24 protein-coding genes are annotated in these 24,391 nt (G+C 67.6%); 12 read left to right on the forward strand and 12 right to left on the reverse strand.

The window, feature by feature from the left end:
* Positions 1-42: 42 nt before the first annotated feature.
* Positions 43-1,968, reverse strand: coding sequence for a sensor histidine kinase (locus LTH96_RS09390; protein ID WP_241465454.1), 1,926 nt, complete (start codon positions 1,966-1,968; stop codon positions 43-45).
* An 83-nt stretch (positions 1,969-2,051) separates the two neighbouring features.
* On the opposite strand from LTH96_RS09390, the gene LTH96_RS09395 reads away from it, so the two are divergent.
* From LTH96_RS09395 to LTH96_RS09405, 3 genes are read left to right on the forward strand one after another with little or no spacing between them, the layout of a single operon-like run.
* Positions 2,052-2,759 carry a response regulator transcription factor gene (locus LTH96_RS09395; RefSeq protein WP_241465455.1) on the forward strand — a complete coding sequence of 236 codons (708 nt, stop codon included), beginning with the start codon at positions 2,052-2,054 and terminating at the stop codon, positions 2,757-2,759.
* 32 nt (positions 2,760-2,791) lie between these two features.
* Positions 2,792-5,080 carry a S9 family peptidase gene (locus LTH96_RS09400; protein WP_241465456.1) on the forward strand — a complete coding sequence of 763 codons (2,289 nt, stop codon included), beginning with the start codon at positions 2,792-2,794 and terminating at the stop codon, positions 5,078-5,080.
* Positions 5,077-5,925, forward strand: coding sequence for a bifunctional 2-polyprenyl-6-hydroxyphenol methylase/3-demethylubiquinol 3-O-methyltransferase UbiG (locus tag LTH96_RS09405; RefSeq protein WP_241465457.1), 849 nt, complete (start codon positions 5,077-5,079; stop codon positions 5,923-5,925). The genes LTH96_RS09400 and LTH96_RS09405 overlap by 4 nt, the downstream gene beginning before the upstream one ends.
* 55 nt (positions 5,926-5,980) lie before the next feature.
* On the opposite strand, the gene LTH96_RS09410 is transcribed toward LTH96_RS09405, so the two are convergent.
* The gene (locus tag LTH96_RS09410) at positions 5,981-6,640 is read right to left on the reverse strand and encodes a TenA family protein (protein ID WP_241465458.1); all 660 of its coding nucleotides are present in this window, start codon (positions 6,638-6,640) and stop codon (positions 5,981-5,983) included.
* A gap of 120 nt (positions 6,641-6,760) precedes the next feature.
* Between LTH96_RS09410 and LTH96_RS09415 the strand changes: the two genes are divergently transcribed.
* The gene (locus LTH96_RS09415; RefSeq protein WP_241465459.1) at positions 6,761-7,765 is read left to right on the forward strand and encodes a 1,4-dihydroxy-2-naphthoyl-CoA synthase; all 1,005 of its coding nucleotides are present in this window, start codon (positions 6,761-6,763) and stop codon (positions 7,763-7,765) included.
* 667 nt (positions 7,766-8,432) lie between these two features.
* On the forward strand, positions 8,433-9,434 hold the full coding sequence (locus LTH96_RS09420) for an acyl-CoA thioesterase (protein ID WP_241465460.1): 1,002 nt from the start codon (positions 8,433-8,435) through the stop codon (positions 9,432-9,434).
* 337 nt (positions 9,435-9,771) lie between these two features.
* Here the strand turns inward: LTH96_RS09420 and LTH96_RS09425 are convergent, their stop codons facing one another.
* Complete coding sequence (locus LTH96_RS09425; protein WP_342357798.1) at positions 9,772-9,966, reverse strand: ferredoxin; 195 nt, start codon at positions 9,964-9,966, stop codon at positions 9,772-9,774.
* Positions 9,967-10,183: 217 nt separating this feature from the next.
* The gene (locus LTH96_RS09430) at positions 10,184-10,606 is read right to left on the reverse strand and encodes a TetR/AcrR family transcriptional regulator C-terminal domain-containing protein (protein WP_241465461.1); all 423 of its coding nucleotides are present in this window, start codon (positions 10,604-10,606) and stop codon (positions 10,184-10,186) included.
* Between LTH96_RS09430 and LTH96_RS09435 the strand changes: the two genes are divergently transcribed.
* Positions 10,595-11,161, forward strand: a complete 567-nt coding sequence (locus LTH96_RS09435; protein ID WP_241465462.1) for a DUF4386 domain-containing protein — start codon at positions 10,595-10,597, stop codon at positions 11,159-11,161. The two genes, LTH96_RS09430 and LTH96_RS09435, sit on opposite strands and share 12 nt — an antisense overlap.
* A 138-nt stretch (positions 11,162-11,299) precedes the next feature.
* On the opposite strand, the gene LTH96_RS09440 is transcribed toward LTH96_RS09435, so the two are convergent.
* Complete coding sequence (locus LTH96_RS09440) at positions 11,300-14,224, reverse strand: FAD-binding and (Fe-S)-binding domain-containing protein (protein ID WP_241465463.1); 2,925 nt, start codon at positions 14,222-14,224, stop codon at positions 11,300-11,302.
* A gap of 319 nt (positions 14,225-14,543) precedes the next feature.
* Between LTH96_RS09440 and LTH96_RS09445 the strand changes: the two genes are divergently transcribed.
* Both LTH96_RS09445 and LTH96_RS09450 read left to right on the forward strand, forming a co-directional pair.
* Positions 14,544-15,080 carry a BON domain-containing protein gene (locus tag LTH96_RS09445; protein WP_241465464.1) on the forward strand — a complete coding sequence of 179 codons (537 nt, stop codon included), beginning with the start codon at positions 14,544-14,546 and terminating at the stop codon, positions 15,078-15,080.
* A 216-nt stretch (positions 15,081-15,296) separates the two neighbouring features.
* Positions 15,297-16,304 carry a universal stress protein gene (locus tag LTH96_RS09450; RefSeq protein ID WP_241465465.1) on the forward strand — a complete coding sequence of 336 codons (1,008 nt, stop codon included), beginning with the start codon at positions 15,297-15,299 and terminating at the stop codon, positions 16,302-16,304.
* A gap of 632 nt (positions 16,305-16,936) precedes the next feature.
* Here LTH96_RS09450 and LTH96_RS09455 read toward each other — a convergent pair.
* The 7 genes from LTH96_RS09455 to LTH96_RS09485 all read right to left on the reverse strand — a co-directional run bounded on the left by LTH96_RS09455 (position 16,937) and on the right by LTH96_RS09485 (position 20,817).
* Positions 16,937-17,512 carry an RNA polymerase sigma factor gene (locus LTH96_RS09455; RefSeq protein ID WP_241465466.1) on the reverse strand — a complete coding sequence of 192 codons (576 nt, stop codon included), beginning with the start codon at positions 17,510-17,512 and terminating at the stop codon, positions 16,937-16,939.
* A 162-nt stretch (positions 17,513-17,674) separates the two neighbouring features.
* Positions 17,675-18,277, reverse strand: coding sequence for a hypothetical protein (locus tag LTH96_RS09460; protein ID WP_241465467.1), 603 nt, complete (start codon positions 18,275-18,277; stop codon positions 17,675-17,677).
* Positions 18,274-18,855, reverse strand: a complete 582-nt coding sequence (locus LTH96_RS09465) for a DUF6286 domain-containing protein (RefSeq protein WP_241465468.1) — start codon at positions 18,853-18,855, stop codon at positions 18,274-18,276. Before LTH96_RS09465 ends, LTH96_RS09460 begins: the two co-directional genes overlap by 4 nt.
* Entirely contained in the window at positions 18,852-19,145 is a 294-nt protein-coding gene (locus tag LTH96_RS09470) for a hypothetical protein (protein ID WP_241465469.1), read from the reverse strand. The genes LTH96_RS09465 and LTH96_RS09470 overlap by 4 nt, the downstream gene beginning before the upstream one ends.
* 101 nt (positions 19,146-19,246) lie before the next feature.
* Positions 19,247-19,435, reverse strand: a complete 189-nt coding sequence (locus LTH96_RS09475; RefSeq protein ID WP_241465470.1) for a DUF2273 domain-containing protein — start codon at positions 19,433-19,435, stop codon at positions 19,247-19,249.
* Positions 19,432-19,914 carry an Asp23/Gls24 family envelope stress response protein gene (locus LTH96_RS09480; protein ID WP_241465471.1) on the reverse strand — a complete coding sequence of 161 codons (483 nt, stop codon included), beginning with the start codon at positions 19,912-19,914 and terminating at the stop codon, positions 19,432-19,434. The genes LTH96_RS09475 and LTH96_RS09480 overlap by 4 nt, the downstream gene beginning before the upstream one ends.
* 438 nt (positions 19,915-20,352) lie before the next feature.
* On the reverse strand, positions 20,353-20,817 hold the full coding sequence (locus LTH96_RS09485; protein ID WP_241465472.1) for a MarR family winged helix-turn-helix transcriptional regulator: 465 nt from the start codon (positions 20,815-20,817) through the stop codon (positions 20,353-20,355).
* Positions 20,818-20,834: 17 nt separating this feature from the next.
* Between LTH96_RS09485 and LTH96_RS09490 the strand changes: the two genes are divergently transcribed.
* From LTH96_RS09490 to LTH96_RS09505, 4 genes are all read left to right on the forward strand, one after another.
* Positions 20,835-21,719: an NmrA family NAD(P)-binding protein gene (locus tag LTH96_RS09490; RefSeq protein ID WP_241465473.1), complete on the forward strand. Its 885-nt coding sequence runs from the start codon at positions 20,835-20,837 to the stop codon at positions 21,717-21,719.
* Positions 21,716-22,336, forward strand: coding sequence for an NAD(P)-dependent oxidoreductase (locus LTH96_RS09495; RefSeq protein ID WP_241465474.1), 621 nt, complete (start codon positions 21,716-21,718; stop codon positions 22,334-22,336). The genes LTH96_RS09490 and LTH96_RS09495 overlap by 4 nt, the downstream gene beginning before the upstream one ends.
* 403 nt (positions 22,337-22,739) lie before the next feature.
* Positions 22,740-23,015: a hypothetical protein gene (locus tag LTH96_RS09500; RefSeq protein ID WP_241465475.1), complete on the forward strand. Its 276-nt coding sequence runs from the start codon at positions 22,740-22,742 to the stop codon at positions 23,013-23,015.
* Complete coding sequence (locus LTH96_RS09505) at positions 22,981-24,321, forward strand: AMP-binding protein (protein ID WP_241465476.1); 1,341 nt, start codon at positions 22,981-22,983, stop codon at positions 24,319-24,321. Before LTH96_RS09500 ends, LTH96_RS09505 begins: the two co-directional genes overlap by 35 nt.
* Positions 24,322-24,391 lie beyond the last annotated feature (70 nt).

Consider the following 24,391-nt stretch of genomic DNA (forward strand, 5'->3'; position numbering starts at 1 on the left):
GAGCCATCTTCACCCCCTACCCGGGTAGGGGGTGCGCGTGGTTCACAGCGGGAAGGAGGCGCGGATGAAGTATCCGCCGTCCGGGGTCTCCCCGGTCTCCACCGTGCCGCCGACGGCGCTGACCCGCTCCCGGATGCCCTCCAGTCCCAGGCCGGCGCCCGGCGCGGGCACCGAGACCGGGTGCGGCGGGGCGGTGTTGCGCACCTGGATCAGCAGGTGGCGGGTGTCCGCGGGCTCCGAATCCTTGTCGGACTCTCCGATCAGCTCGGCGCTGACCTCGATCGTGGAGGAGGGCGCATGGCGCAGCGCATTGCTCAGCCCCTCCTGGACCATCCGGTAGGCGGCGAGGCCGACGGCGGAGGACGCCTCCACGACGTCGAGCCCGGTGACCCGGATCGGGGTGCCGGAGGCGCGGGTGGCTTCGACCAGCGAGTAGATCTCCGCGAGCCCCGGGGTCGGCCCGGTCGGGGCCTCCTCCTCGCTGCGCAGGGTGCCCAGCAGCATCCGCATCTCCCCCAGCGCCTGCCGCGAGGACCGGGCGATCTCCTCGAACTCCTGCTGCGCCTCCGGCGTGATGGAAGGGAGCCGGTAGCGGGCGGTTGCGGCCTGCACGCTGATCACCGACATGGAATGGGCGACCACGTCGTGGAGTTCCCGGGCGATCCGGTTGCGCTCCTCGAGCTCCCGACGACGCCGGCTCTGCTGGGCGCTGGTGCGTTCGGAGACCTCCAGCCGGTCGGCGTCGCGGATCCACTGCCGGGTCAGGCTGCCGAGCACGGCGACGCCCCCGCCGACCGAGGCGAACACGATGCCGGTGCTCACCGCCCCGTCAGGAAGCTCCGGGGCCGCCATGACGATGGCCGCGAACGTGAGCAGCGCGCTGGCCGCCCAGCCGCTGGCCGCGCAGTACCAGGGTTCGCGCAGCGCCGCGACCAGGATCACCCCGCACTGGATGAGCATCGCGGTGACCGGCCAGGGCCAGATCCCCACCCCTGCCTCCGCGGTGGCGCCCATCAGTGCCGCCGAGACCAGCACCGAGGCGCCGATCCCGGCCCAGGGGAACTTCAGCGTGAGCACCAGGCTCAGGCAGTGCCCCAGGGTCAGCACCAGGGCGAAGGCCGGGTGGATCCCATAGACCGTGGTGGTGAGCGGCCAGGCCACCACGAAGAGCACCACCGCGGCGAAGCAGATCCCGATCCAGGACCAGGCGGCGGCGCTGAAGGAGGCTGAGGACTCCTCGACCCGGGCTCCCGGGCGACCCACGGCGGCGCGGGAGAGCGTGCGCTCCAGCGGATGCGCCTGGGGGTGTTCCAGCGGGATCAGTCGGCCCCGGCCGCCTGCGCCGAGCAGGCTCGTGGCCAGCAGCGCATCCAGTGCGGCCAGCCCGCGCATCACGGCGGGCAGGGTGACCAGGAAGACCACGCCGAGGATGAAGAACACGGCGGCGTCCAGCACGTACTGCCAGAACCCGCTGGCCGGCACCAGCGCGGGTTCGATCAGCTCCAGGATTCGGATCAGGCCCCGTTCCCCGGGGATGAATCGGGACCAGAAGAAGTAGGTGAGCCCCACCGGGCCCATCAGGATCCAGAGGGCCGCCACGACGAAGGTCACCAGCCGCACCGGCAGCGCGAGGATCATCTCGAAGATCAGATCCAGCCAGCGGCGAGGGTCGGCCACCGGGCGCAGTCGACCGGCCAGGCCCGGGTCCCTGGGCCGATAGCTCACCGGGGCGAGCACCGCGCCCCAGATCCGCAGCCGACGCCGGGAGAGCTCCGCGAACTCCGAGGCTGTGACCAGGGCCAGCGGAAGCACCAGGGCACCCACCCACAGCGGCGCCGTCGCAATGGAGACCGCCAGCAGGGTCATCAGCAGGCTGGCGCCGAAGAGCGCGATCGGCAGCCCCGGCAACACATAGGCGCTGTCGCGCAGGAGCCGTCGGGTCAGGGATTCAGGTCGAGGGCTGTGCACTGGGGAATCCTGGGCTGGGGAGGCATGGTGTTCACATCACACCATAGGCATCGGCGAGCGCGGTACCGGGGTAGCGTTGAAGCATGCCCCCCGCCGTCTCCGCCGACTCCTCGGCCCCGCTCTCCGGCTCTGCCATCCGGGTGCTCATCGTCGATGACCAGTCGATGATCCGCGCCGGCTTCGCCGCCCTACTCGACGCTCAGGTGGACATCACGGTCACCGGCACCGCCGCCGATGGTGAGGGGATCGAGGAGGTGGTGCGCGGCACCACCCCAGACGTCGTGCTGATGGACATCCGGATGCCGAAGGTCAACGGTCTCGAGGCCACCCGGCAGATCCTCAGCATGGAGGGGACTCCCCCGCGGATCCTGATGTTGACCACATTCGACGCCGATGAGTACGTCTTCGACGCGCTGCGCGCCGGAGCCAGCGGCTTCCTGCTCAAAGATGCCACCCCGGAGGAGCTGGTCCAGGCCGTCCGGGTGGTGGCCGACGGCGACGCGCTGCTCTCGCCCAAGATCACCCGCACCCTGATCGCGGACTATGCTGCCCGCCCGACGGCGACCCCGGTCCAGTCGCGGCTGCTCTCCGAGCTCACCGAGCGTGAGCAGGAGGTGATGACCGCGGTCGCCCGTGGCCGGTCGAACGCGGAGATCGCCGCTGAGCTCTTTCTCGCCGAGCAGACCGTGAAGACCCATGTGTCGCGGATCCTGACCAAGCTGGCGCTGCGCGACCGGACCCAGATGGTGGTCTACGCCTATGAGTGCGGGCTGGTCCGCGCCGGGGAGTGATGCGGACTTCGGCGGTCTGATTGAATGGCGGCATGTCTGATTCAACTGCCCCGCAGGCCAAGAAGGTCCCCACCGAACGCACCCATCACGGGGACACCTTCGTGGATCACTACGAATGGCTGCGGGACAAGGACTCCCCCGAGGTCCTGGCACATCTGCACGCCGAGAACGCCTACGCCGATGCGGTGACCGCCGCGCAGAAGCCGCTGCGCGAGACGATCTTCAACGAGATCAAGCACCGCACGGTGGAGACCGACCTCTCGGTCCCCTCTCGCCGCGGAGACTGGTGGTACTTCACCCGCACCATCGAAGGCGAGCAGCACCCGGTGTACTGCCGGGTCGCCGCCGGCAGCGCAGCGGAGACCGAGCAGAACGACGTCGAGCGCGGGTCCTGGACTCCGCCGCAGGTCGAGGCCGGCGTCGTCCTCCCTGGTGAACAGACCTTCTTCGACACCAACGCCGAGGCCGCGAAGCACCCCTTCTACCAGCTCGGCGGGATGTCGCTGAACGCCGAGGGGACGCTGCTGGCCTACTCCGAGGACACCTCCGGCGACGAGCACTACACCGTGCGCTTCCGCGACCTCACCACCGGGGAGAACCAGCCCGAGCAGATCAGCAACGTCCACGGCGGACCCGTGCTGGAGCCCTCCGGCGCGCGCGCCTATTACATGGTGGCCGACGCCGCGTGGCGGCCCCACCAGCTGTACATGCACACCCTGGGCACCGACGCGGAGCAGGATCGGCTGATCCTGGAGGTCAGCGACGAGCAGCTCTGGACCGGCGTCGGGCTCTCCGCGGACAAGCGTGAACTGGTGATCATCTCCGGGAACTCCGAGTACGACGAGTCCCGGCTCCTCGACGTCACCGACCCGCAGGCGGAGCCGGTGCTCTTGATCAGCGCCGAGCAGCGCCTGCTGCACAGCATCGACCCGATCGAGCTCGACGGCGAGCGCCTGCTGCTGGTCACACACAACCAGTCCGGACCGAACAACGCCCTCTCGGTGACCACCGCCGCGGCGCTGACCGCCCAGGACCCGAACGCCGCGCCGAGCGCTGACCGGCCGCTGGACCTGGGTCGGCCGGTGCTGCCGCATGAGGAGACGGTCAAGCTCGAAGGCGTGAGCGTCACCGCCGCGCAGATCATCGTCACCGCCCGCCGGGACACCATCGAGTCCATCCAGCTGCTCAGCCTGGAGCAGCTGCGCGCGGCGCTCGCCGGCGCCGACCCGGTGCCGACCTCGACGTTGCCCGGCCCGGAGTTCGACGAGGAGCTCTACACCTGTGCGGTGATCGCCGCGGAGTACGAGGCGCCCTTGTTCCGGGTGGCGTATGAGTCCTGGCTGACCCCGACCCGGATCTATGACATCGACCATGAGACCGCGGAGCCGCTCCTGCGCCGGGAGACCCCGGTGAACGACGTGGATCTCGGCGCCTACCGCGCCACCCGGATCTGGGCACCCAGCGGGGACACCCGCGCGGACGGCTCGGCGATCGCGATTCCGGTCACGGTGCTGCATCATCGCGATGTCTCAGCCGATGGCACGAATCCGACGCTGGTCTACGGCTATGGCTCCTATGAGATGAGCATGGATCCAAGCTTCGGAATCCCAAGGCTGTCGCTGCTGGACCGCGGGGTCGTCTTCGCGATCGCGCATATCCGGGGCGGCGGTGAGCTGGGCCGCGGCTGGTACGAGGACGGCAAGAAGCTGAAGAAGACCAACACCTTCACCGACTTCATCGCAGCCACCGATCACCTGATCACCCAGGGCTGGGCTGATCCGGCACGGGTCGCCGCGCTGGGCGGCTCCGCCGGCGGACTGCTGATGGGAGCGGTGGCCAACCTCGCCCCGGAGAAGTATGTGGCGATCCTGGGGCAGGTGCCCTTCGTGGACAACCTGACCACCATCCTGGACCCGGAGCTGCCGCTGTCGGCGCTGGAGTGGGAGGAATGGGGCAACCCGATCACCGACCCGGAGGTCTACCGCTATATGAAGTCCTACGCGCCCTATGAGAATGTCCGCGACGTGGCATACCCGGCGATCGCGGCGGTGACCAGCCTCAACGACACCCGGGTGCTCTACGTGGAGCCCGCGAAATGGGTGCAGGTGCTGCGCGAGCACCAGCGCGGCGAGGCCCCCGTGGTGATGAAGATCGAGATGGAAGGCGGCCACGGCGGGGCGTCGGGCCGGTATGAGACCTGGAAGGAACGCGCCTGGGACTACGCGTTCATCGCGCATCACCTCGGCGCGAGCGAGCGTCTGGGCGTCGGTGAGATTCACAGCGCCGTTGAGATTCCCAGCGCAAGCCAGCCGCGCCGATGAGCCCTGCCGAGACCGAAAGCCCCGGGGACCCTGCGGAGCCGGGCAGCTCGAGCCGACATTCAGCCCCGGAGGTGGACCCGGCCTTCGCCTGGGTGACGGACCCGGAGCTTGTGGCGATCTATGACGTGGAGAACTCCGGGGGCTGGGACCACGAGTTCTACCTCGAGCTGGCCCAGGAGCTCGGTGCCGCCCGCGTGGCCGATATCGGCTGCGGCACCGGGGTCTTCGGGATCCTGCTGGCCGAGCATGGCATCGAGGTCACCGGTGTGGACCCGGCGGCGGCGATGATCGACGTCGCTCGCTCCCGGACCGCCGAGTCGCAGCTGACTCCGCCGCCGCGCTGGATCCACGGCTTCGCCGATCAGCTGGAGGCGCAGGCGGCGGACCTGGTCGTCATGGAGGGCCACGTGGCGCAGTACTTCCTCACCCGGGCCGACTGGGAGGCCGTGCTGGACCACGCCTTCCAGGCGCTGAGGCCCGGCGGGCATCTGGCCTTCGAGGTGCGCAACCCGGCCGCGCTGGAGCTCGACGCCTGGGATCCGGAGTCCACCCGGGAGACCCAGCCGCACCCCGACGGCGGAGAGTTCACCTCCTGGATGGAGATCGTCCGCGTCACCGAGGACCCGGCGGACGGCGCGCTCATCACCGCCCGGGCGCACAACATCCTGCCCGATTCCCGTGAGCTCATCGCCGAGGAGACGCTGCGCTACCGGCCGCTGTCGGTCCTGCGCCAGACGCTGAGCGCCGCCGGGTTCCGCCCGGTTCAGCTCTGGGGCGACTGGGACCGCGAAGAGCTCAGCGATGACTCCCCGGAGATGATCTTCCTGGTTCAGAGGCCCGACTGATCCCCCTGTTCGGGAGGCTGCGCGGGGCCGCCGAGTCGGTGTATGACATCCTCGCTCAGCCGACCGGCCAGCGTTCCTGCCGGTGGGCTGAGTCCCAGAACATCCACTCGTACTGACTCGCCCGGCGGTAGGCGGCGTGCATCGCGGCCCGGGTCTGCTCGCTGGCGGTCTCCGCCAGCTCGTCGACGACCTGCTTGGCAGCTTCGGTGAGCTCGTGGAACTCCGGATCCCCGTAGGCGCTGATCCAGTCCGCGTAGGGGTGCCCATCGAGGGTCCCGACCCGGGCCTTGAGACGCGTGCCGACGTCGTCGTAGATCCAGAAGCAGGGCAGCACCGACGCCGCCAGCACCGGCAGCGAGCCGGCCGAGACCAGGGCGAGCTCGTAGGAGGTGTAGGCGACGGTGGTCGGTGAGGGCTGCACCGCGGAGAAGTCCACCACATGGGTCGCGTGCAGCGCACGCTCCTCCTCGATCGCTCCGGCGGCGGCTCGCGACCAGAACATGATGTGCTCGGGGTCGGTGGACTGAACGGCGCAGGCGGCGAGCGCCCGGGCGTATTCGGTCAGGTACAGCGCGTCCTGGCCCATATAGTGCTCGAAGGTCGCCCGCGGCAGCGACCCGTCTTCGAGCTGCTGCAGGAACGGCAGCTTCTCGATCTCGGCACGGATTGCCTCCGTGCTCGCCCAGGCTTCCTCGGTGAAACGCTTCCCGGTCATGCTCTCCCTCTCCAGCACCGCCTCATCAGCGGCTTTGACTGTGGTCCAGGCCCACTCTCTCCCGAGACATCGTAGAGCGTCGCGAAGATCCGCGAGCGAGATCATGACGACGACGCACCCATGCTCCTCGGTAGACTCGGCCATGTGACCGGATCCGATACCCCCAGCAGCCCGACCGTCCCCAGCCTGCCCGCGAAGGTCTCCGACATCTTCGACCCGTGGCAGTGGCGCACCGTGGAGGGATTCGACTTCACCGACGTCACCTACCACCGGCGCGTGCAGCGCGACGAGGACGGAACGATCACCGCAGATCTGCCAGCGGTGCGCATCGCGTTTGACCGCCCCGAGGTGCGCAATGCCTTCCGGCCCGGCACCGTGGATGAGCTCTACCGTGCCCTGGACCATGCCCGGATGACCCCAGACGTGGGTGCGGTGCTGCTCACCGGCAACGGGCCCTCCCCCAAGGACGGCGGGCACAGCTTCTGCTCCGGCGGGGACCAGCGCATCCGTGGCCGTGACGGGTACCGATACGCCGAGGGTGACACCGCCGAGACCATCGATCCGGCCCGAGCCGGGCGGCTGCACATCCTTGAGGTTCAGCGGCTCATCCGCACCATGCCCAAGGTCGTCATCGCCGTGGTCAACGGCTGGGCGGCCGGTGGCGGGCACTCGCTGCACGTGGTCGCCGATCTGAGCATCGCCTCATCGCAGCACGGGAAGTTCAAGCAGACCGACGCCACCGTGGGCTCCTTCGACGCCGGCTACGGCTCGGCGCTGCTGGCCCGTCAGGTGGGTCAGAAGAAGGCCCGTGAGATCTTCTTCCTTGCTCGTGAACACTCGGCCGAAGAGATGGTGGCCGCCGGCGCGGTCAACGAGGCGGTCGACCACGAGCGGCTGGAGGAGGTCGCCCTGGGTTACGCCACCGACATCGCCCGGCAGTCCCCGCAGGCCATCCGGATGCTGAAGTTCGCCTTCAACGCCCCCGACGACGGTCTCGCCGGCCAGCAGGTCTTCGCCGGGGAGGCCACCCGTATGGGATACATGACCGATGAGGCGGTGGAGGGCCGCGACGCCTTCCTCGCCAAGCGCGAACCCGACTGGTCTGAGTTCCCGTACTACTACTGATGAGACGCATTGGTCCATGTCAGCGCCTGATGATCACCCTACCGGGCGCGCGCCGGGCGTCGAGGACCCCGAGCGTGGAGATTCAGACGTCTTCACCGTTGAACTCGGCCCTGTAGGACGAGAATCCCGACGTTGTGCACACGGCTCTCGCGTAGTCTTGACGTATCTCCCTGAGGTGAGAGCGCCTCGCTCCCAGGGCGACTGGAGAGGGGGGTGCTTCCGTGATGTTCCACGAAGCTGCGGCGACCCATGAGCCGTGGGCACGAATTCACTCCTGGTCGTCCTCTCACCCAGGTCGCCAGTCCCATCCCTGCCGCGCCAACCCCCGAACAGGGAACACGTTGCGGGACCGGCCACGTCTGCGGTTGTGGTCGTGGTCGTGGTCGTGGTCGTGGTCGTGACTGAGAGCATCGAAACGCCACCGCACCTACGGCATCCATATCCTCTGGGGTCTGCCGACGTTCGACCTGGCCATCACACAGCCGGAAACGATCGAACCCACAACGAATGTGCTGCGGGTCAGGCCTATGGACGAGGGAGTCATGGCCTTCAAGGCGCTGATGCGCGGACAGGAGACCGGCCTGAAATGAACTCGAGTTCCAGTCTGAACCCCAATGGAACACATTCGCGCGCCAGCCCGGTGCAAGTCGGACCTGATCCCTCAGCGATGGCCACCCGGACGAGCGGCAGCGGCCAGCGTCACGAGGTCACTCTGCGTTTCCTTGCCGCGCCCACGGACCGCGGCAAGGCCGGGACCGTTGATGCCGGTCGGGTCCTGGAATGGGTGGACAAGGCGGCCTTCGCTGCGGCCACCGGTTGGTCCGGCAGCTATTGTGTGACCGCCTACGTCGGCAACATCCACTTCCACGATCCGGTCCAAGTCGGCGAGATGGTGGAGGTCACCGGCACCGTGCTCTACACGGGCCGGACCTCGATGCATATCCAAACGATGGTCCGCTCTGGCGACCCCAAGACGGGACACCTCGAGGAGCGCGCCCGTTGCCTCGTCATCTTCGTGGCGGTGGACGCGAACGGCCACGCCACGCCGGTGCCGGAATTCGTCCCCCACACCCTGGAGCAGCAGCGTGCCCGCGATTACGCCATGTCACGCGTCCCCATCCGCAATGCAATCACGGCGGCGCTGAAGAGCCAGCGCTACACCGACGCAGGCACCGCCGAACGCGTCACGCTGCGTTTCCTGGCAGAACCCACGGACGTGAATTGGGGCGGCAAGGTCCACGGCGGCGTCGTCATGGAGTGGATCGACACCGCCGCCTACCTCTGCTCGTCCCGCTATTGCGGCCGAGACACTGTGGCGGTGTTCTCCGGCGGGATCCGCTTCACCCGCCCGCTGCGCATCGGGGACCTCGTCGAGGTGGAAGCACGACTGATCTACACCGGCAACAAGGGCATGCATATCGCCGTGGAGGTCCGCTCGGGAGACCCCAAGGGCGGCGAACTCACTCAGACCACGAATTGCATCACCGTCATGGTCGCCCGCGACGAGAACGGAACTTCTGTCCCCGTTCCTCCATGGGAGCCAGTCAGCGAGGAGGACCGTGAGCTCTGGACGCATACCCGCACCCTGCTGGAGATCCGGAGCCGCGCCCCCGGCAGTCGTCTCCCTGACCACCTCCTGGACGATGCTGAAGCGCAGGACTACAAGTGACCGGAGCGCCCCGTTCCCACACACCCCGCACGACGTCACCCGCCTCAGATGTGACCGAGCCCGTCCCGGAAGTGCTGGTCCCGCTTCCCGGTCTCGAGTCGGGAACCGGCAACCCGGCTACTCCGCCCGGCACGCCTCTGACTCTGAGACCCCGGGCACGACCACCGGATCCGGCTCCAGTTCACCCGACGCGGTCTCATCAACCGCCTGCGATGAGTCATCGGGGCGCAACTTTGCACTCCACAGAAGCACCATCGGTCTGGCACACCATGTCGCCTGAAGCTGTACCCCTCGCGAGCGTCTTGGTGGATCCGCCGGGCCCACAACGCTCTGGGCTCTACTCCCGTATGTGGATGGACGCGGATGGGCAGAAGTCCGCAGCTTCTCGGACAAGGTCGTGCTCTGCTTCGGGAGGACTCTCATTGAGCAGCTCCACTTTGCCGTCGTCGGCACGCTGTGCGAACACGTTCGGTGCTGACAGCACACATTGTCCGGCTGCAACACAGGTGTCCTCGGTGGTCGCAATCTTCACGGCGATGGTCCCTTCTTCCTGCGATGGAACTGGTCCGTTGATCGAATGCTACGCGGGGTACCCGCGAGGATCTAGACCAAGGGTCACAGCACACCGATTGAGTCACGATTCATGCACCTCCCCGAGACTGCACGAGGCAATCGAGCAGATAGGGTTCAGTCCGCTCTCACGAGAGGATGTGTGCCGGAGCCGCAGCATCCAGCTCCGCTTACTACCGTCAGGGCTTGGCCGGGACGTTGTCGCAGGTCTCTTCAGCGGCCTTTAACCGAGCCAGCCCGTCCAGCAGCAGGTCGAGGGTGAACTCGAACTCTGCCTGACTGTCCCACCACCCCAGGATCAGGTCGTGCGCCGAGCGCACCTCCGCCTCTGCCATAGCTGTGAGGTGGAGCATCATCGTCGCGAAGCTGGCCGAGCTCGCCGGGTCCGCCACGCCGTCGATCTGACCCGCCGGCGCGCTGAAGGGCTCCTGGACGAATCCGAGGATCATGCTTCCCAACGTATGCAGGGCGCGGTGGGCCAGGTGATAGCTGAAGTCGCCCTCGACGAACGTCGCCACAACAGCCTCGTATCGACGAAGGGCGCCGAACGGAACACTCGAGCCCGACACCATGAGGCTCGAAGCCCACGGATGGCTCAGCATGATCTCCCGCGAGACCAGGCAGCGTTCGCGCACCAGGAGTCGCCATTCGGCGGGGCCGGTCGCATCAAACCTGCGAAGCTCGACGTCACCCTCGGCCAGCTGGTCGACAATGACTCGCTCGCTCGCGCAGGCATCGCCCTTAGGATCAGAATCGTTCTCACCCAGGCCCTCGTCGCGCTGTGGCTGTTCAGGCTCTTCCGCACTGTCAACGTGGTTGCGGCGGGAGCCGTCATGGCCTTCGGACTCGTGAACGCTGTTGCGATCCTCACGAGCGCGGCTATCATCGCCACCGCGCAGAGTGTCGCCGGCGTACCCGGCTTGGCGCCGGGAGGCGCCGCCGAGGCGACCGTTCAGTTCGCCTACGCCTTCAGCGCGAACATCCGGGACGCGACGGCGATCTTCTTCGGTCTGCGGCTCACCCCGATGGGTCCGCTGGTGCTGGAATCACAGTGGATGCCCCGACCCCTGGACTGGCTCCCGATCGTGGGCGGCGTCGGGTACACGTTCAGCGCGTTCGGGATCCCCGTTCCTGCCCGACCTCGACGTCGTTGCTGAGGCGATGACCATTCCCACAGAAATCGGGGAGTTCTGGCTGGCTGGCTACCTGCTCATCCGCGGCATCCGGCGCCGGGAGGTCTCAACGGCACCAGGCCCGATGTCATCGAGACCCCGCGTGAGTTGACGCCGCAGACATCACTTCCGTGCGTTCAGCAGCTCCGCGAGGTGCATCGCCGTAACATCAGCGAGGTCATCGAGCTGGATCCGGCAGGACATCCCGTCCGCGAGGACCACGGTGTCCCCACCACGCTGCTGCTGGTCCCGCACCGCTGGCATGAGGTAGGTCTCGGCGACTGCGACGGAGGTCTCATAGTGACCCTTCTCCACGCCGAAGTTCCCGGCGAGCCCGCAGCATCCCGCGACCTTGGTGATCTCGGCGCCGGCCTTCTCCAGCAGCGCCCGGTCAGCTTCCCACCCGATGATCGCCGACTGGTGGCAGTGCGGCTGCGCGACGACGTCGACCCCGCTCAGGTCAGGCAGCCGCACCCGGCCCTCGCCTTCCAGACGGGTGAGCAGCTCAGCAAAGGTGAGCACTCCCGCAGCGACGGTTCTGGTCTGCTCGCTGTCGGAGAGCTCCAGCGCGTCACTGCGCAGCGTGGCCAGGCAGCTGGGCTCCAGGCCGATCACCGGCACCCCTGAACTGACATAGGGGGCGAGCACCTCGACGGCCTGGGTGATCCGCCGACGGGCCTGGTCCAGCTGTCCGGTCGAGATCCACGGCAGCCCGCAGCAGCCCTCCTTCTGGATCAGCCGCACCTCGAGGCCCTGTGACTGCAGGTATTCGATCGCCGCCAGCCCGGACTGGGGAAAGAAGTGGTTGGTGAAGGAATCGGCCCAGACCCATACGTCGGGCCGGTCGGTGCTGTTGGGACTGGCACTGGTGGTGGGGCTCAGCTTCTGATCGGCTCGGCGCAGCGTCCGGCGCGCGAACCTCGGTACGGACCGGCGCTGATCGATGCCGGCAACCCATTTCGCTGCCGCGGCGAGCGGGGTCAGCTTCATCATCAGGTTCGCCACGGGCGCCACCGGTGCGGCCAGCTTCGCCCAGACGGGGAGTCGTCCCAGGACATAGTGGCTGCGCGGGCGCAGCCGGCGCCGCGGGAGCCCGTCTGCGTCACGGTCGTACTTCTGGTGCAGTGCCTCGGCCTTGTAGGCGGCCATATCCACCCCGGCGGGACAGTCCGAGGCGCAGCCCTTGCAGGACAGGCACAGGTCCAAGGCTTCGTGCACCGCGGGGTCGGCGAGCCCGTGCACCAGCGTCCCGTCCATGGCCTCCTGGAGGACGCGGGCCCGGCCCCGGGTCGAGTCCTTCTCCAGCGTGGTCGCCAGATAAGAGGGACACATGACCCCGTTGGTCTTCGGCGCCACGCAGCGGCCGACGCCGGAGCAGCGGTGCACAGCGGCACCGTAGTCGCCGTCGTCGTGAGTCATCAGCAGTCCGGGCCAGGGCAGGGTCTGCTTCGGCCGGGTGGGGCGGATGTCCTCGGTGTTGGGCCGGGCGCCGGTGCCGCCGGGCTGGCCCGCTCGGGCGCCGTCGGTCTGCGGACCCGTGATGATCCCGGGGTTCAGCAGATTCTGCGGGTCGCAGATCCGTTTCGCCTGGGCAAAGAGATCCAGGGAGGTCTCGTCGTACATGAAGGGCAGCAGCTCTGAGCGCACGCGTCCGTCACCGTGCTCCCCTGATAGCGATCCGCCGTAGACGGAGAGCCGTTCAGCGCAGGCCAGCATGAACTCTCGGAACACCCCGGTGCTGGAAGGATCTCCATGCTGGAAGGGAAAGTCGATGCGGCAGTGGATGCATCCGTCGCCGAAGTGACCGTAGGGGTAGCCATGGAGGCCGAATTCCTCCAGCAGCGATTCGAAGTCTCGCATCCACGCGCCGAGGTGCTTCGGGGGCACCGCGGAGTCCTCCCACCCCGAATGCGCCGGGGTGGCCAGACTGATCCCGGCCAGTCCCGCCCCGTCCTCCCGGATCTTCCACAGCGCGGCAGCCTCGGCGGGACTCTCAATGAATCGTGTGTCCACGGCAGCGGACGCGGCCCTGACCTTCTCGATGACCGCGCTCGCCGCCTCTCCTGCTGCCTCTACGAACAGCCAGCTCTGGCCTCCGGGCAGCTGCGGCACCGGCTTGCCGGCCGAGCGGACCAGAGCTACCAGTCGGGAGTCCATGCCTTCACAGGCGATCAGGCTGTTGGGCCCGAACTCGCTGTGGACCGCGTCAAGGATGTGCGGGACAGCGTCGGCTGCCTCGCTGACCGAGTCGTAGCCGAGCACAAGAAGGAGCCGACGGGGGTCATCGACGACCAATCGCACCTCGGCCTCGAGCACCGTTGCCAGCGTGCCCTCGCTGCCCACCAGGAACCGCTCGATGCGCCTCCGGTTCTCGGGCAGCAGGTGCTCAAAGCTGTAGCCGGAGACCTGGCGACTGAACTGCCCAAACCGAGTGCGGACATGAGCCAGATTGCCCTCGGCCAGGCCGAGCAGCTTCTCCGCCGTCACTCCCTGCGCCGTGCCGCTGCGTGAGTCGAAGCTGCCCACCTCTCCGTTGCCGAAGAGCACGGTGGCCGCCTCGACGTTGTCCGCGGTGCGACCGTATCCGAGTGCGCGGGAACCACAGGCGTTGTTGCCGATCATCCCGCCGATGGTGCACCGCGAATGGGTCGAGGGGTCGGGGCCGAAGCGCAGGCCATGCGGTGCCGCTGCGCGCTGCAGGTCCGCGTGCACCACCCCCGGCTCGACGGTGGCGGTCTGGGCATCCGGGTCGATGGAGATGATGCGCTTGAGGTCTCGGGTGTCGACGACGATCCCCTCGCCCACGGCATTGCCCGCGATCGAGGTGCCGGCCCCGCGCATCGTGACCGGCGCGCCCACCGATCGCGAGATCTCATGGACGGCGTGGAGCTCGTCGACGTGTTGGGGCCGGACGACCACCGTAGGCACCACGCGATACAGGCTCGCATCGGAGGAGTACATGCCGCGCGCCAGCACAGAGGCATCAACCTTGGACACTCCCGCGCGGATCAGCTCCTGAACCAGGTATTGGGCGGTTTCGCTCTTCACCGACAGCTCCACTACATCCCCTTCCACACAAGATTGGTCTGATCACCAGTCAGCTGACCTGCACAGCGATGCAGGCTTCAGCCTCCATCGCATACCTGCATTCTGACCGACCGCCAGTCCACAGTCACCCCCGGAGCAGCACTTCCTGCACGAACCAGCCGCACGGACCCGCTCCACGGCAGGATCACCGTGGCAACCGAGATCTCCTTCGGTGCTGCCAGCAGCACTGTGGGACCAATGGCCCTGTGTCACCTGTGCGATACCCGTCACAGTGGAGTGAGCTCCGCGAAACAGCGAGCCATGAGTTTAGGGAGCGCCTGTGAAACCCAGCGAACAGACCGCATTCGAACATGAGCTGGAAACGGCCGACGACCGGACCCCGCTCACGCATACTCAGGAATCGAACATCCAATCGGAAGCCAATGCCGCGATCGCGAAGGCTCTGGCGCGATCAACGAACAGCCCCAGCACGGTCGAAGCCCGGGTGGAGAACTTCACAGCAGTTCTCACCGGTCAGGTGGACTGGAACTTCCAACGTGAACTCGCGAAACGGGCCGTTGAGAACGTCGCTGGCGTGGAGCATGTGGAGGACCAGACCACGCTCCGGGTGCGGACCCCCATCGAAAATGCCGCGGACCGGGTCAAGAAGGCGATGTCTCTCAACCAGAAGATCGACGCGAGCCACGTGATCGTCACCATCACCGGCAACACTGCGGTGTTCACCGGTTATGTGAGATCACTGGCTGAGAAGAAGCAGGCCAGCCTCGCCACGTGGGTCTCTCCTGATGTGACTCGGATCGACAACCGCCTTGCAGTTCGTCGAATCCACTTCGCACCCTTTCGGCGTCGCAAGTGAAGCGGCATCAATGCGGCATCGCAGATGCCCTCCCCTCGTGCAGGGCGACGGATCCGATGGTGTGCCGACCCTGGAGCCACGGGGCCCCTTCAGCGTGTCATCCAAGCTGAACGCTCCGAGCCCCATCACTCACTGAGATCCAAGAAGACGAGCGGGCGAACACCTGACAGGGGCCTTCGTCCGCACCCTCCGAACAGGCCCCTGTGGAGGTCCGCAATGGAGAATGACACCCACTCGGCGCCACGCCCCCTGGCCTTCGACCCCGCCGCGCGCGACCTGGGCGTGCTGGTCGGATTCGACGGCTCCCAGCAGTCCATCCAGGCGCTGCACTACGGCGCCATGGAGGCTCAGCGCAGCGGTCGAAGGCTGACCATCGTGAGCGCGTACAGCGTGCCCGCTCCGGTCGCAACCACGATCGGGGCAGTGCCGGACAAGTTCGAGGCCCAACACTCCGTCGTTGCCGCGAAGGCTCTGCTCGATGAGGCGCGGAGCTATCTTCAGGACTACCCGGGTGAAGTCATCTACCGGACCGAACGCGGAGACCCCGCAGGGGTGTTGGTGGATCTCTCCACCGTGGCGGAGCTGGCAGTGGTGGGCGCCAGGGGTCGCGGCGGATTCGTGGGACGGCTCCTGGGCTCCGTGTCATCGGCGCTCCCGGCCCATGCTCGCTGCCCCACCGTCGTCGTCGCCCGGCAGTACAAGATCACTGATGCGGCGGACCCGACCCGCTTCGAGCCGGTGCCGGATGAGCGGCCGGTGATCGTCGGCATAGACCGGTCGCCGCACAGCAGGATCGCGGCTCTTCAGGCGGCAGAGCAGGCGCTGAACCGCGGCACGGTCCTGCATCTGTTGATGGCTCTGCCCACCCTGGAGGGGTGGTTGGACTGGTATCCAGGACTTGACACCCCCGACCAACGCATCATCGACCAGCGCAGATTGCAGCTGGAGGAGTCACTGGCGGAAGAAGTCGCGTGGCTGGGCCGACACTACCCCTCGCTGACCATCACGGCCGCGGTGAAACCTGGGGATCCGGTGGCACAGCTGAGCAGATCCACCCACGAGGCGCAGCTGACCGTGGTCGGCACCCGAGGCCGCAGCGGATTCACCGGGGTGCTGCTCGGTTCGGTCTCCCGCGGTGTGCTCCTGCGAGCCGCTGGTCCGGTCATGATCGTCCCTGAACTGCAGGACGAGCGATTGAGTGACCAGCCCGACCTCATCCGGTGAGTCCTGAGAAGATCATGGTGCGCTTTGATCCCTTCGGGCAGCGCCGGTCCGTTGCCCGGGTGGCCCGGTCGATTGCGGGCGTGGGACATAGACATCCGTGACGGTGATATCGATGCCGTCGACGTCGAGAGCGGCGTGGCGTGTCAGCGCGTCGAACAGTCGGTCGCGCAAGGCGTGGACCAGGTCTGGCAGCGGATGGCCCCACCGGGCACTCAGATTGACCTGGACTCGGACTCCAGAGCTAGGCGTCTCGCGGTCTCCCTGAACCTGGCACCGACCGATCGTCACACCTGCCACGGAGTCTCCGGTGGAGCGAATCAGTGCCAGCACGAAACCCTCGGCAGTCGGGGTTGGACCCTTGACGGGTATGGACAGCGGCTCCTGCGCTCTGGGCTCCACGCGGAGCCGCGCCACGAGGCGGCCCAGCCAGAGCGCACCCACGCTCTCGGCCCGGCAGATGTCGTCCTGGGCGAGGCGGTCGGTGAGACTGTCCAGGCGTCGAAGGCCTTGAAGGCTGGATCGACATCTGGGGCAGTTTCGGACATGGGGCTCCAAGTTGGGCTCGCCGGTGCGCAGGTACTCGTTGAGGTCTTCGAGTGAGTGCCTGTAGCCGGGATGGGTGGGCACCGAGGTCATTGCCACGCCTCCATTTCTCTAAGCAGGGCGGCACGCGCCCTGGACAGGTTCCCTCGGACGCTATGGATGCTGATGGTCAAGATCTCTGCGATCTCTTGATATGAGTGCCCGCCGATCTCTCTGAGGACCCAGCACTGCCGCTGTTGTTCCGGCAATCGGTGCAGCGCCTCGGAGAGTGCCTCCAGCAGACAAGCTTCGATGGCAGAGCTCTCAGGGGCGGGACTGTCGTCGACGGTTCCGGGTTCAAGGTCCTTGGGTGTGGGGGTCGTGCGGCGCCGACGCAAGAGGTCAATGCCGCAGTGGCTGGTGATGCTGAGAAGCCAGCCTCGCAGAGCAACGGCATCCCTGAGAGTGGGAAGCTGCCGCCATGCCTGCAACAGGGCTTCCTGGGTGATGTCCTCCGCGTCGACGGCTGCCCCCGCAAGGCGCCGAGCGTAGGCGTACACCATGGGACCGTGTCTGCGGACCAGGACCTCAAAGGCGTCCACGTCGCCATCGATGGCGCGTTCGACCAGAAGCACATCTGTCTGTTGCGCCAGGTCCGACGAGCCCGGCGCCTCCGGCCCGTCCATCGCTCCTCCGTCCCAACACCTACCAATGCCACGTGATGGTGATCACAGTCTATCCAGCGACCCCTGTCAGCCCGAGCATCGCTTTGTGTCTTGCAGCGGCTTATATGGGCTCCGCACTCCTGGCGGCCGCCGGGAGCCGCGATTCGGGAAGGGGCGAGAGGATCAACGGGGGCGCCCGGTGCGGGTCGAGCGCGAACGTGGGCCGGCTCTGATGTGGACCAAGATCGGGATCAGCTCCCCCAGCAGCGTGTCCAGGCCCGCGATCGCCTCCTCCGCCGTGGCGGCGATCCGCCGGGGTGACGCGCCCCTGCGGGCACGGACGACCATCTGCACCCCGTAGCCGCCCTTGATCTTCCACGAGGACACCCTGAGGGAGAGGACTTCGCCATCACCTTCCATGGCCTCCCTGATGGCTCGGGCCGCCAGGGAGTGGTCCACCGTGGTGGTGCCGCTGCTCGTGCTGCGGACGCCGAGCCTGTCGCTGCGACCCCCACCCTGAGAGAACATCCAGCGGAGCAGGAGGAGGATCGCCAAGACCACGAGACCCACCAGTGCCACGGTCCACCAGCTGATGCCTGTGTCCCCCATCGGTGCCGATCGGAGCTGCTCCAGGACCCATGCCCATGTGTCTGTTCCTGTGCGGGACCAGGCCTGAGCAATGCTCGGGTTGAGCCCCGCGGCAGCGGTGAGCGTTCCCGCAGCGATCAGCCACACTCCCAGCAGGGTGATCAGCAGCCGGTTCAGGCTGCGCGGCGTGCCGTTCATCCCCCCACCACCCCCCGGTTGCTGACATGGACCCTCACGGCCGGTTCCGGGCGCAGCCCATAGGAGGCCAGCTCGTGGCGAACCGCCTCCTCCACGGCCGCCTGGTCGAGTGCCACCCCCGAGGTGGGCCGGAGCCTAACGTCCACGCCGCGGCGCCTCACCGCGGTGGTGACCTGTCCCGGCAGCAGTCCAGCGGCCTTGCGGGCCGCGCGAGACAGCGCCGCGGCGATGACCTCGTCATCGACCACCATGGCGCTGCGTTCGCTGGGAAGAACGTGGCGGGGCCGGCGACCCGGGAGGATTCCGACCAGCACCAGCGCCAGGCCGATCAGCACCAGCCCCACACCGGCACCCACAAGTCCCGCGGACGTGGTGTGCTGCGGCACCGCGATCAGCCACTCGCCCATCTCAACCGAAGAGACCAGCAGTGCCGGCGCGTCGAGAGCAGAAAGCACCGTTTCTGCTCCCACCCACACCAGCACAAGGATCAGCAGTGCCGCAGTGACCACCGACGCCATGGCCCGCGAGGAATGGGTGGTTCGGCGGGCGACCCGTCGCGCAGGAAGTGTTGTGCTCATCGGCGTCTTCCCTGCCGCGCCAAGGGCTCACCCATCAGGCGGAGGTCGACCCGCCCGACCACATATCCCGTGAGCAGACGCGTCTGCTCGATGATGCGTCTGCGGTTTGCTTCAGCACGATCGTAGAGCGAGCCCTGGCCGCCGCCATCCGAGATGCGTCCGATCCCACGCAGCGGCGACACGGCCATCGGGACGGCAATCGAGACCCAGAGCATCCCCTGGTCATCGCGAAGCTGGGCCTTCAGGCTCTGTACCGGCACGCAGAAGACGTCGGCGGTCACCGCTTCCACGACTCCGGTCAGGGCCCGTGAGCTGATCCTGGTATGGCCGACACGCCGATGCACCGCACCGGAGGTTCCTGATGGAACGAGTCCGACCTCCGAAACGGTGCTCATGAGGAGCGCTGACCGCGCAGGGCGTCCATCACGCCGGCAAGATCGAGCCGACCCTCCACGATCCTGCCCAGCATCGCCCCGATGACCGTCGCAACGGCAACCAGCAGAAGTCCCCAGAAGCCGAACACGAGGAGCGTGAGCGCCAGAACCGCTCCGATGGCCGCGCCGGAGACGGTGGCACTCATGAGACGCGAGAGCCTCTGGACTCGGGCGCGTCGTCACTCTCGTCCGCCACCTCGGGGAGATGGATGTCACTGATGACCACGTTGACTTCGGTGACCTCCATGCCGATCAGCTCTTGGATCACGCCGTAGACGGCATTCCTGACGTTCTCGGCCACCTCCTGCAATGGGTACGGGTACTCCACCACCAGGTTCAGATCTGCGGCGACCTGGGTCTGACCGACTTCGACCGAGACCCCCTGCGTGAGGTTGTGCTGGCCCACGACGTCGCGCATCGAGCCGATCGCGCGTTCAACGCCACCGCCCACGGCCCACACGCCGGGAACCGCTACCGTGGCGATGCCGATGATCTTCTCCACCACGTTGTCCACGATGGTGGTGGACCCCCTGCCGCCGTCTTCGGACTTCACCACGGTCGCGGACCCCGCCGCCGCGACGCCAGGCTTACCCGAGGTCGGCTTGTTCTGAGTCTGGGTAGTCACAGTAATCACTCCATCGTGTAGGTCGTGCCTGATCATCGTGGTTGATGGTCACACTGATAAGACGCATCCACGTCAGTCATCGTCACGCCTCCAGACGTGTCGGTCACATAACGATTGCCGGTCACCGGCTCAGCGTTCGGCGCCTGGCGCCTGGCGCACCACCGTCGCAGCCGCATCGGTCTCTGCACTGGATGCCCCTCTGTCCGGCCACGATCAGGTGGATCAGATGACGACGCTGATCGGCAGCGGCAACCGGGACCACTCGCTGGAACTGGCATTCAGGGACATGGTGGGGATGTCTGTCCTGGTGGTTGTCACATTCCGGCAGGCCCCGAGGTGGCAGGAACGCAGGGCCCTCGCCCGCACCTGGCCTCGGGAGGGGCACCGGACATCATGGTGCGGGAGATCAATGCTCTTCCTGCCGCGCCCTGAAGCTGATCACACCAGGTCCTGAGCACTGCTGTGGTTCAGCCCGTCGGCGAAACGAGCGAGGAGCACCCCCAGTCGCTCGACATCATCCGGGTCCCATTCACGCACCTGGTCGGCGAGCCATGCCGTGCGGGTCGTCACCGCGCGCTGGCGCAATGCGGAGCCAGCAGGGGTCAAGACCAGGGCAGTGCGCCGGGCGTTGACGCCAGACGGGGTGCGGTGGAGGAGTCCTGCTTCCTCAGCGCGATCCACGAGGCGGCTGGCGGTCGAAGCGGTCACATCAGCCAGATCAGCGACATCTCCGACGGTGACTTCGCGGTGCTCATCCGCTCCTCGGGCACAGGCCTCCACGACCAGCAGACTCGACATCTCCACTGAGGTGCTGCCATCGGCCACCAGTCGATTGCGCGAGGCCCCCCACAGCCGACGCAGCCGAATCAGCGAATCATCGAGCAGGTGCAGATCAACATCCATATGTGTACCATACACATATGAGTCCGCCGATACTTGTCACCGGGGCCACCGGCAACGTCGGCGCCCCTCTGCTCCGGGCACTCCGCCAGGCCGGAGCAGAGGTTCGCCCGGCCTCCCGAGGCAACCAGGACCCCGAAGGCGTGTCCTTCGACTTCACCGATTCGAGCACCTGGGGCCCGGCGTTCGCCGGAGTGCAGTCGATGTTCCTGGTGCGTCCGCCGCAGATCGGCGATGTGCGCCGCGGGCTGGTGCCGGCGCTCAGGGACGCGCGCTCACGGGGAGTGCGGCACGTGGTTCTGCTCTCCGTGCAGGGAGCCGGGCGCGTACCCGCGCTGCCCCACGCGGGACTCGAGCGATGGCTGCGCAGATCCGGTTTGAGCTGGACCTTCCTGCGTCCCTCCTATTTCGACCAGAACCTCTCCACCGTCTTCGCCGCGGACATTCGCGAACGCAACCAGATCATGGTGCCCGCCGGCGGAGGTCGTACGGCATTCGTGGACGCCCACGACGTCGCTGAGGTCGCCGCAGCGGCGCTGCTGGACCCCGCACACCACACCGACCGGATTTGGACGCCCACCAGTGACGAGTCCCTGACCTATGACGAGGTCGCCGAGGTGCTCAGCTCCGTGCTGGGCCGCACCATCACCTATCGGCGGCCCAGCATGCTCGACTACGCCCGGCATGCCCGCACGACGCTGGGCTTCGATCCTGCAATGACTGTGGCCACCACCATCATCCACTCCACCGCCCGACTGGGACTGGCAGGGCACCTCACCGACGACATCCGGGCCGTCACCGGCCGGGCACCCACCACCCTGAGGGAGTTCGCGCTGCGCGAGCGCGCCGCGTGGGAACCCCACTCCCCTCTTCAGACCCCGCAGAAGAAAGGCCGAACATCATGAACGTCGCTGTGCTCGGAGGAACCGGCAGGACAGGTCGACTGCTGGTGGAAGAACTGCTCCGACGAGGCCACCAGGTCACGGCGCTGGTTCGTGACCCGGACAGGGCTCCGGAGCACGCACGGGTGGTCATCGGGGACAGCCGGGACCCACAGGCGCTGGCCGAGGCGCTGGTAGGAGCCGAGGCGGTGATCTCGACCTTGGGCCCTGCACGGAAGCAGAACCAGCTGCACCGGCAGACCGTCGAGCAGCTGGTGCCGGCGATGCGAATGGCCGGGGTGCGCCGCTACATCGGAATCAGTGGCGCCGGAGTCGACGCCGACGGGGACTGCAAGAGCCGACGGGACCGGGTGATCTCCGCAGCCATGGGCCTGTTCGCCCGCTCCATGGTCGCTGACAAGACCGTGGAGCTGGCCACCTGGCAGGACACCGAGCTGAACTGGACCCTGGTGCGCCCACCCCGACTGATGGACGGACCCGCTACCGGCGGCGTCGAACATGATGCGCACGTGTCAACACGCTCCACCGGTATGCGCCGGACCGATCTCGCGATCTTCTTGACCGACGTGCTCGACCAGGAGATCTACGTCCGGCAGGCCCCGTTCGCTGCCACCCGATGACGCTGCTGGGCTGGAACCCTCGAACGCGGTTCGGTCCAGCATGACCATGTCCAAGCCAACGATGTCCACGACGGCGGGACTCTTCGTGACCCTCACCGGGGCCATCGTGGTGTTCCTGACGCCGTGGTCCCCGCCACCCTGGCCGTCGTCGTCGCGGCACGGAGCAGGTTCGATAGGCCCGATGAGTCACTCCGCTGCTGCGGGGGACGCGCAACGGCAGCAGGACACTGTCGGAGCGACCGACGCCGGGGACCCGCATGGCCGCTGGTGGAGACGATGCCGAACCTAGGCGCCATGTCCCGGTCGCACCCTGAGCACCCGCATCTCCCTGGCTGAGGAGCACAGTTGCTAATCTTGGCTCATGTTGCCTTGGTTTGCGTGGATCGTCATTATCGCAATCGTCATGTTCACCCTCGCCCAGATCGTGAGCATGGCCACCGGTAGGCCACTGCCAGGGGGCTCCGACGCGGCGGATGAGATCGAGACGCTGCGCAAGCGGGTCAAGAAGCTGGAGAAGGGCGACAAGGGAGAGCTCGAGCGCCCGCAGATCCCCACCAAGTCCGAGGAGAACTTGTCCGCCGAGGACCGCTGGCGCCTGGACATGCTCGAAGCCCGACTGGAAGAGCTGGAGAAGCGCAGACGAGATGACCGAGACAAGAAGGACGACGGCGGCAGCTGAGGTGCCCGAGACCACCTCGCCGACCGACTCCTGGGTTCCCGCGGCACTCACCGCCCTCGACGCCGCACTGGGCTCAGCTCTCGACGCCGGAGCTGCCCTGCACCGAGAATCTGGCCCCGCGGCTCCCCCGCTGGAGTTCCAGCCCGCTGACGCCACCGGCGTTCCCACCTGGACCTCACGCCACGACGTCCCCGCCGACCTGAGGGCGGTGATCGTGCGCACCTCCGGCTCCACCGGCACCCCGAAGCAGACGCTGCTTCCTGCCGCGGCCATCCACGCCTCGGTCACAGCCACCGCGCAGGCGCTGGGCGGGCACGGACAGTGGCTGCTCACCCTGCAGCCGAGCTATGTCGCGGGCCTCGCCGTGCTCGCCCGCAGCCTCGCCGCCGGCACCACTCCGGTGCCGCTGCTGCAGCACACCACCGATCCGACAGCCTTCACCCAGGCCGCCCAGCAGCTCTCGGCCGCACGTCGGTTCATCTCCCTGGTCCCCACCCAGCTGCAGCGCCTGCTGGACCATGTCCCGCAGGATGAGGCACTCACCGCGGCGCTCGCCCGCTTCGACGCGATCCTCTTGGGCGGCGGCGCCTCCTCCCCGCAGCTGCTGCAGCGCGCAGCGGCGCATGGGCTCACCGTCGTGCGCACCTACGGGATGAGCGAGACCTGCGGCGGCTGCGTCTACGACGGCCGACCCTTGCCCGGCGTACATCTCGAAATTCAGGACGCCGAAGACGCAGGCTCAGGACGAGTGCGGATCAGCGGGCCCATGGTCGCCTCCGGCTACATCGCCGACCCGGACCTGACCGCGGCGCACTTCGACGTCGACCCCGAGTCCGGGCAGCGCCGCTTCCTCACCGATGATCTGGGCGAGGTCCGCACCGACGCCGCGGGTCAGCTCCTGAGCATCTCGGGCCGAACCGATGACGTGATCAACACCGGCGGGGTCAAGGTCTCCGCCGAGCGCGTCCGCTCGGTTCTGCTCAGCCACCCGCAGGTCCGGGAGGCCTTCGTCGGCCCGGTCCCGGACCCCGAGTGGGGACAGCAGATCAGTGTCGCCGTCACGCTCACCGCGAGCATCGGAGCGGATGCGCGCTCATACTCCGGCGCCAGCGCCGGCCCGATCCCCGCCCCTGCGGCACCGAGCGCCGAGGAGGTCCACCGCGAGCTCACCGCACGGGTGCGTCAGGCTCTGGGCCGCGCGGCCACCCCCAAGCGGCTGCTGATCCTTCCTGAGCTCCCGCTGCTGGCCAGCGGCAAGCCTGACCGGCAGCGGCTGCTGCGACTGCTCAGCGAATCACCGTCCTGAGCCGGTCCGACACAGAGCGGGCGGACCGCGCGCTCCGGCCCGACACGGGAGCGCTGAAGATGAAATACCG

It is taken from the genome of Nesterenkonia sp. LB17 (assembly GCF_022565915.1).
In the GTDB taxonomy this organism is placed as follows: Bacteria; Actinomycetota; Actinomycetes; order Actinomycetales; family Micrococcaceae; genus Nesterenkonia.

What these genes read in the sequence shown, in the direction of transcription:
- LTH96_RS09395 (WP_241465455.1), top strand. Translation starts at nt 2,052, where the DNA reads ATGCCCCCCGCCGTCTCCGCCGACTCCTCGGCCCCGCTCTCCGGCTCT.
- LTH96_RS09400 (WP_241465456.1), top strand. Translation starts at nt 2,792, where the DNA reads ATGTCTGATTCAACTGCCCCGCAGGCCAAGAAGGTCCCCACCGAACGC.
- LTH96_RS09405 (WP_241465457.1), top strand. Translation starts at nt 5,077, where the DNA reads ATGAGCCCTGCCGAGACCGAAAGCCCCGGGGACCCTGCGGAGCCGGGC.
- LTH96_RS09410 (WP_241465458.1), bottom strand. Translation starts at nt 6,640, where the DNA reads ATGACCGGGAAGCGTTTCACCGAGGAAGCCTGGGCGAGCACGGAGGCA.
- LTH96_RS09415 (WP_241465459.1), top strand. Translation starts at nt 6,761, where the DNA reads ATGCTCCTCGGTAGACTCGGCCATGTGACCGGATCCGATACCCCCAGC.
- LTH96_RS09420 (WP_241465460.1), top strand. Translation starts at nt 8,433, where the DNA reads ATGGCCACCCGGACGAGCGGCAGCGGCCAGCGTCACGAGGTCACTCTG.
- LTH96_RS09435 (WP_241465462.1), top strand. Translation starts at nt 10,595, where the DNA reads ATGGCTCAGCATGATCTCCCGCGAGACCAGGCAGCGTTCGCGCACCAG.
- LTH96_RS09430 (WP_241465461.1), bottom strand. Translation starts at nt 10,606, where the DNA reads ATGCTGAGCCATCCGTGGGCTTCGAGCCTCATGGTGTCGGGCTCGAGT.
- LTH96_RS09450 (WP_241465465.1), top strand. Translation starts at nt 15,297, where the DNA reads ATGGAGAATGACACCCACTCGGCGCCACGCCCCCTGGCCTTCGACCCC.
- LTH96_RS09455 (WP_241465466.1), bottom strand. Translation starts at nt 17,512, where the DNA reads ATGGACGGGCCGGAGGCGCCGGGCTCGTCGGACCTGGCGCAACAGACA.
- LTH96_RS09460 (WP_241465467.1), bottom strand. Translation starts at nt 18,277, where the DNA reads ATGAACGGCACGCCGCGCAGCCTGAACCGGCTGCTGATCACCCTGCTG.
- LTH96_RS09465 (WP_241465468.1), bottom strand. Translation starts at nt 18,855, where the DNA reads ATGAGCACAACACTTCCTGCGCGACGGGTCGCCCGCCGAACCACCCAT.
- LTH96_RS09475 (WP_241465470.1), bottom strand. Translation starts at nt 19,435, where the DNA reads ATGAGTGCCACCGTCTCCGGCGCGGCCATCGGAGCGGTTCTGGCGCTC.
- LTH96_RS09485 (WP_241465472.1), bottom strand. Translation starts at nt 20,817, where the DNA reads ATGGATGTTGATCTGCACCTGCTCGATGATTCGCTGATTCGGCTGCGT.
- LTH96_RS09490 (WP_241465473.1), top strand. Translation starts at nt 20,835, where the DNA reads ATGAGTCCGCCGATACTTGTCACCGGGGCCACCGGCAACGTCGGCGCC.
- LTH96_RS09495 (WP_241465474.1), top strand. Translation starts at nt 21,716, where the DNA reads ATGAACGTCGCTGTGCTCGGAGGAACCGGCAGGACAGGTCGACTGCTG.
- LTH96_RS09500 (WP_241465475.1), top strand. Translation starts at nt 22,740, where the DNA reads ATGTTCACCCTCGCCCAGATCGTGAGCATGGCCACCGGTAGGCCACTG.
- LTH96_RS09505 (WP_241465476.1), top strand. Translation starts at nt 22,981, where the DNA reads ATGACCGAGACAAGAAGGACGACGGCGGCAGCTGAGGTGCCCGAGACC.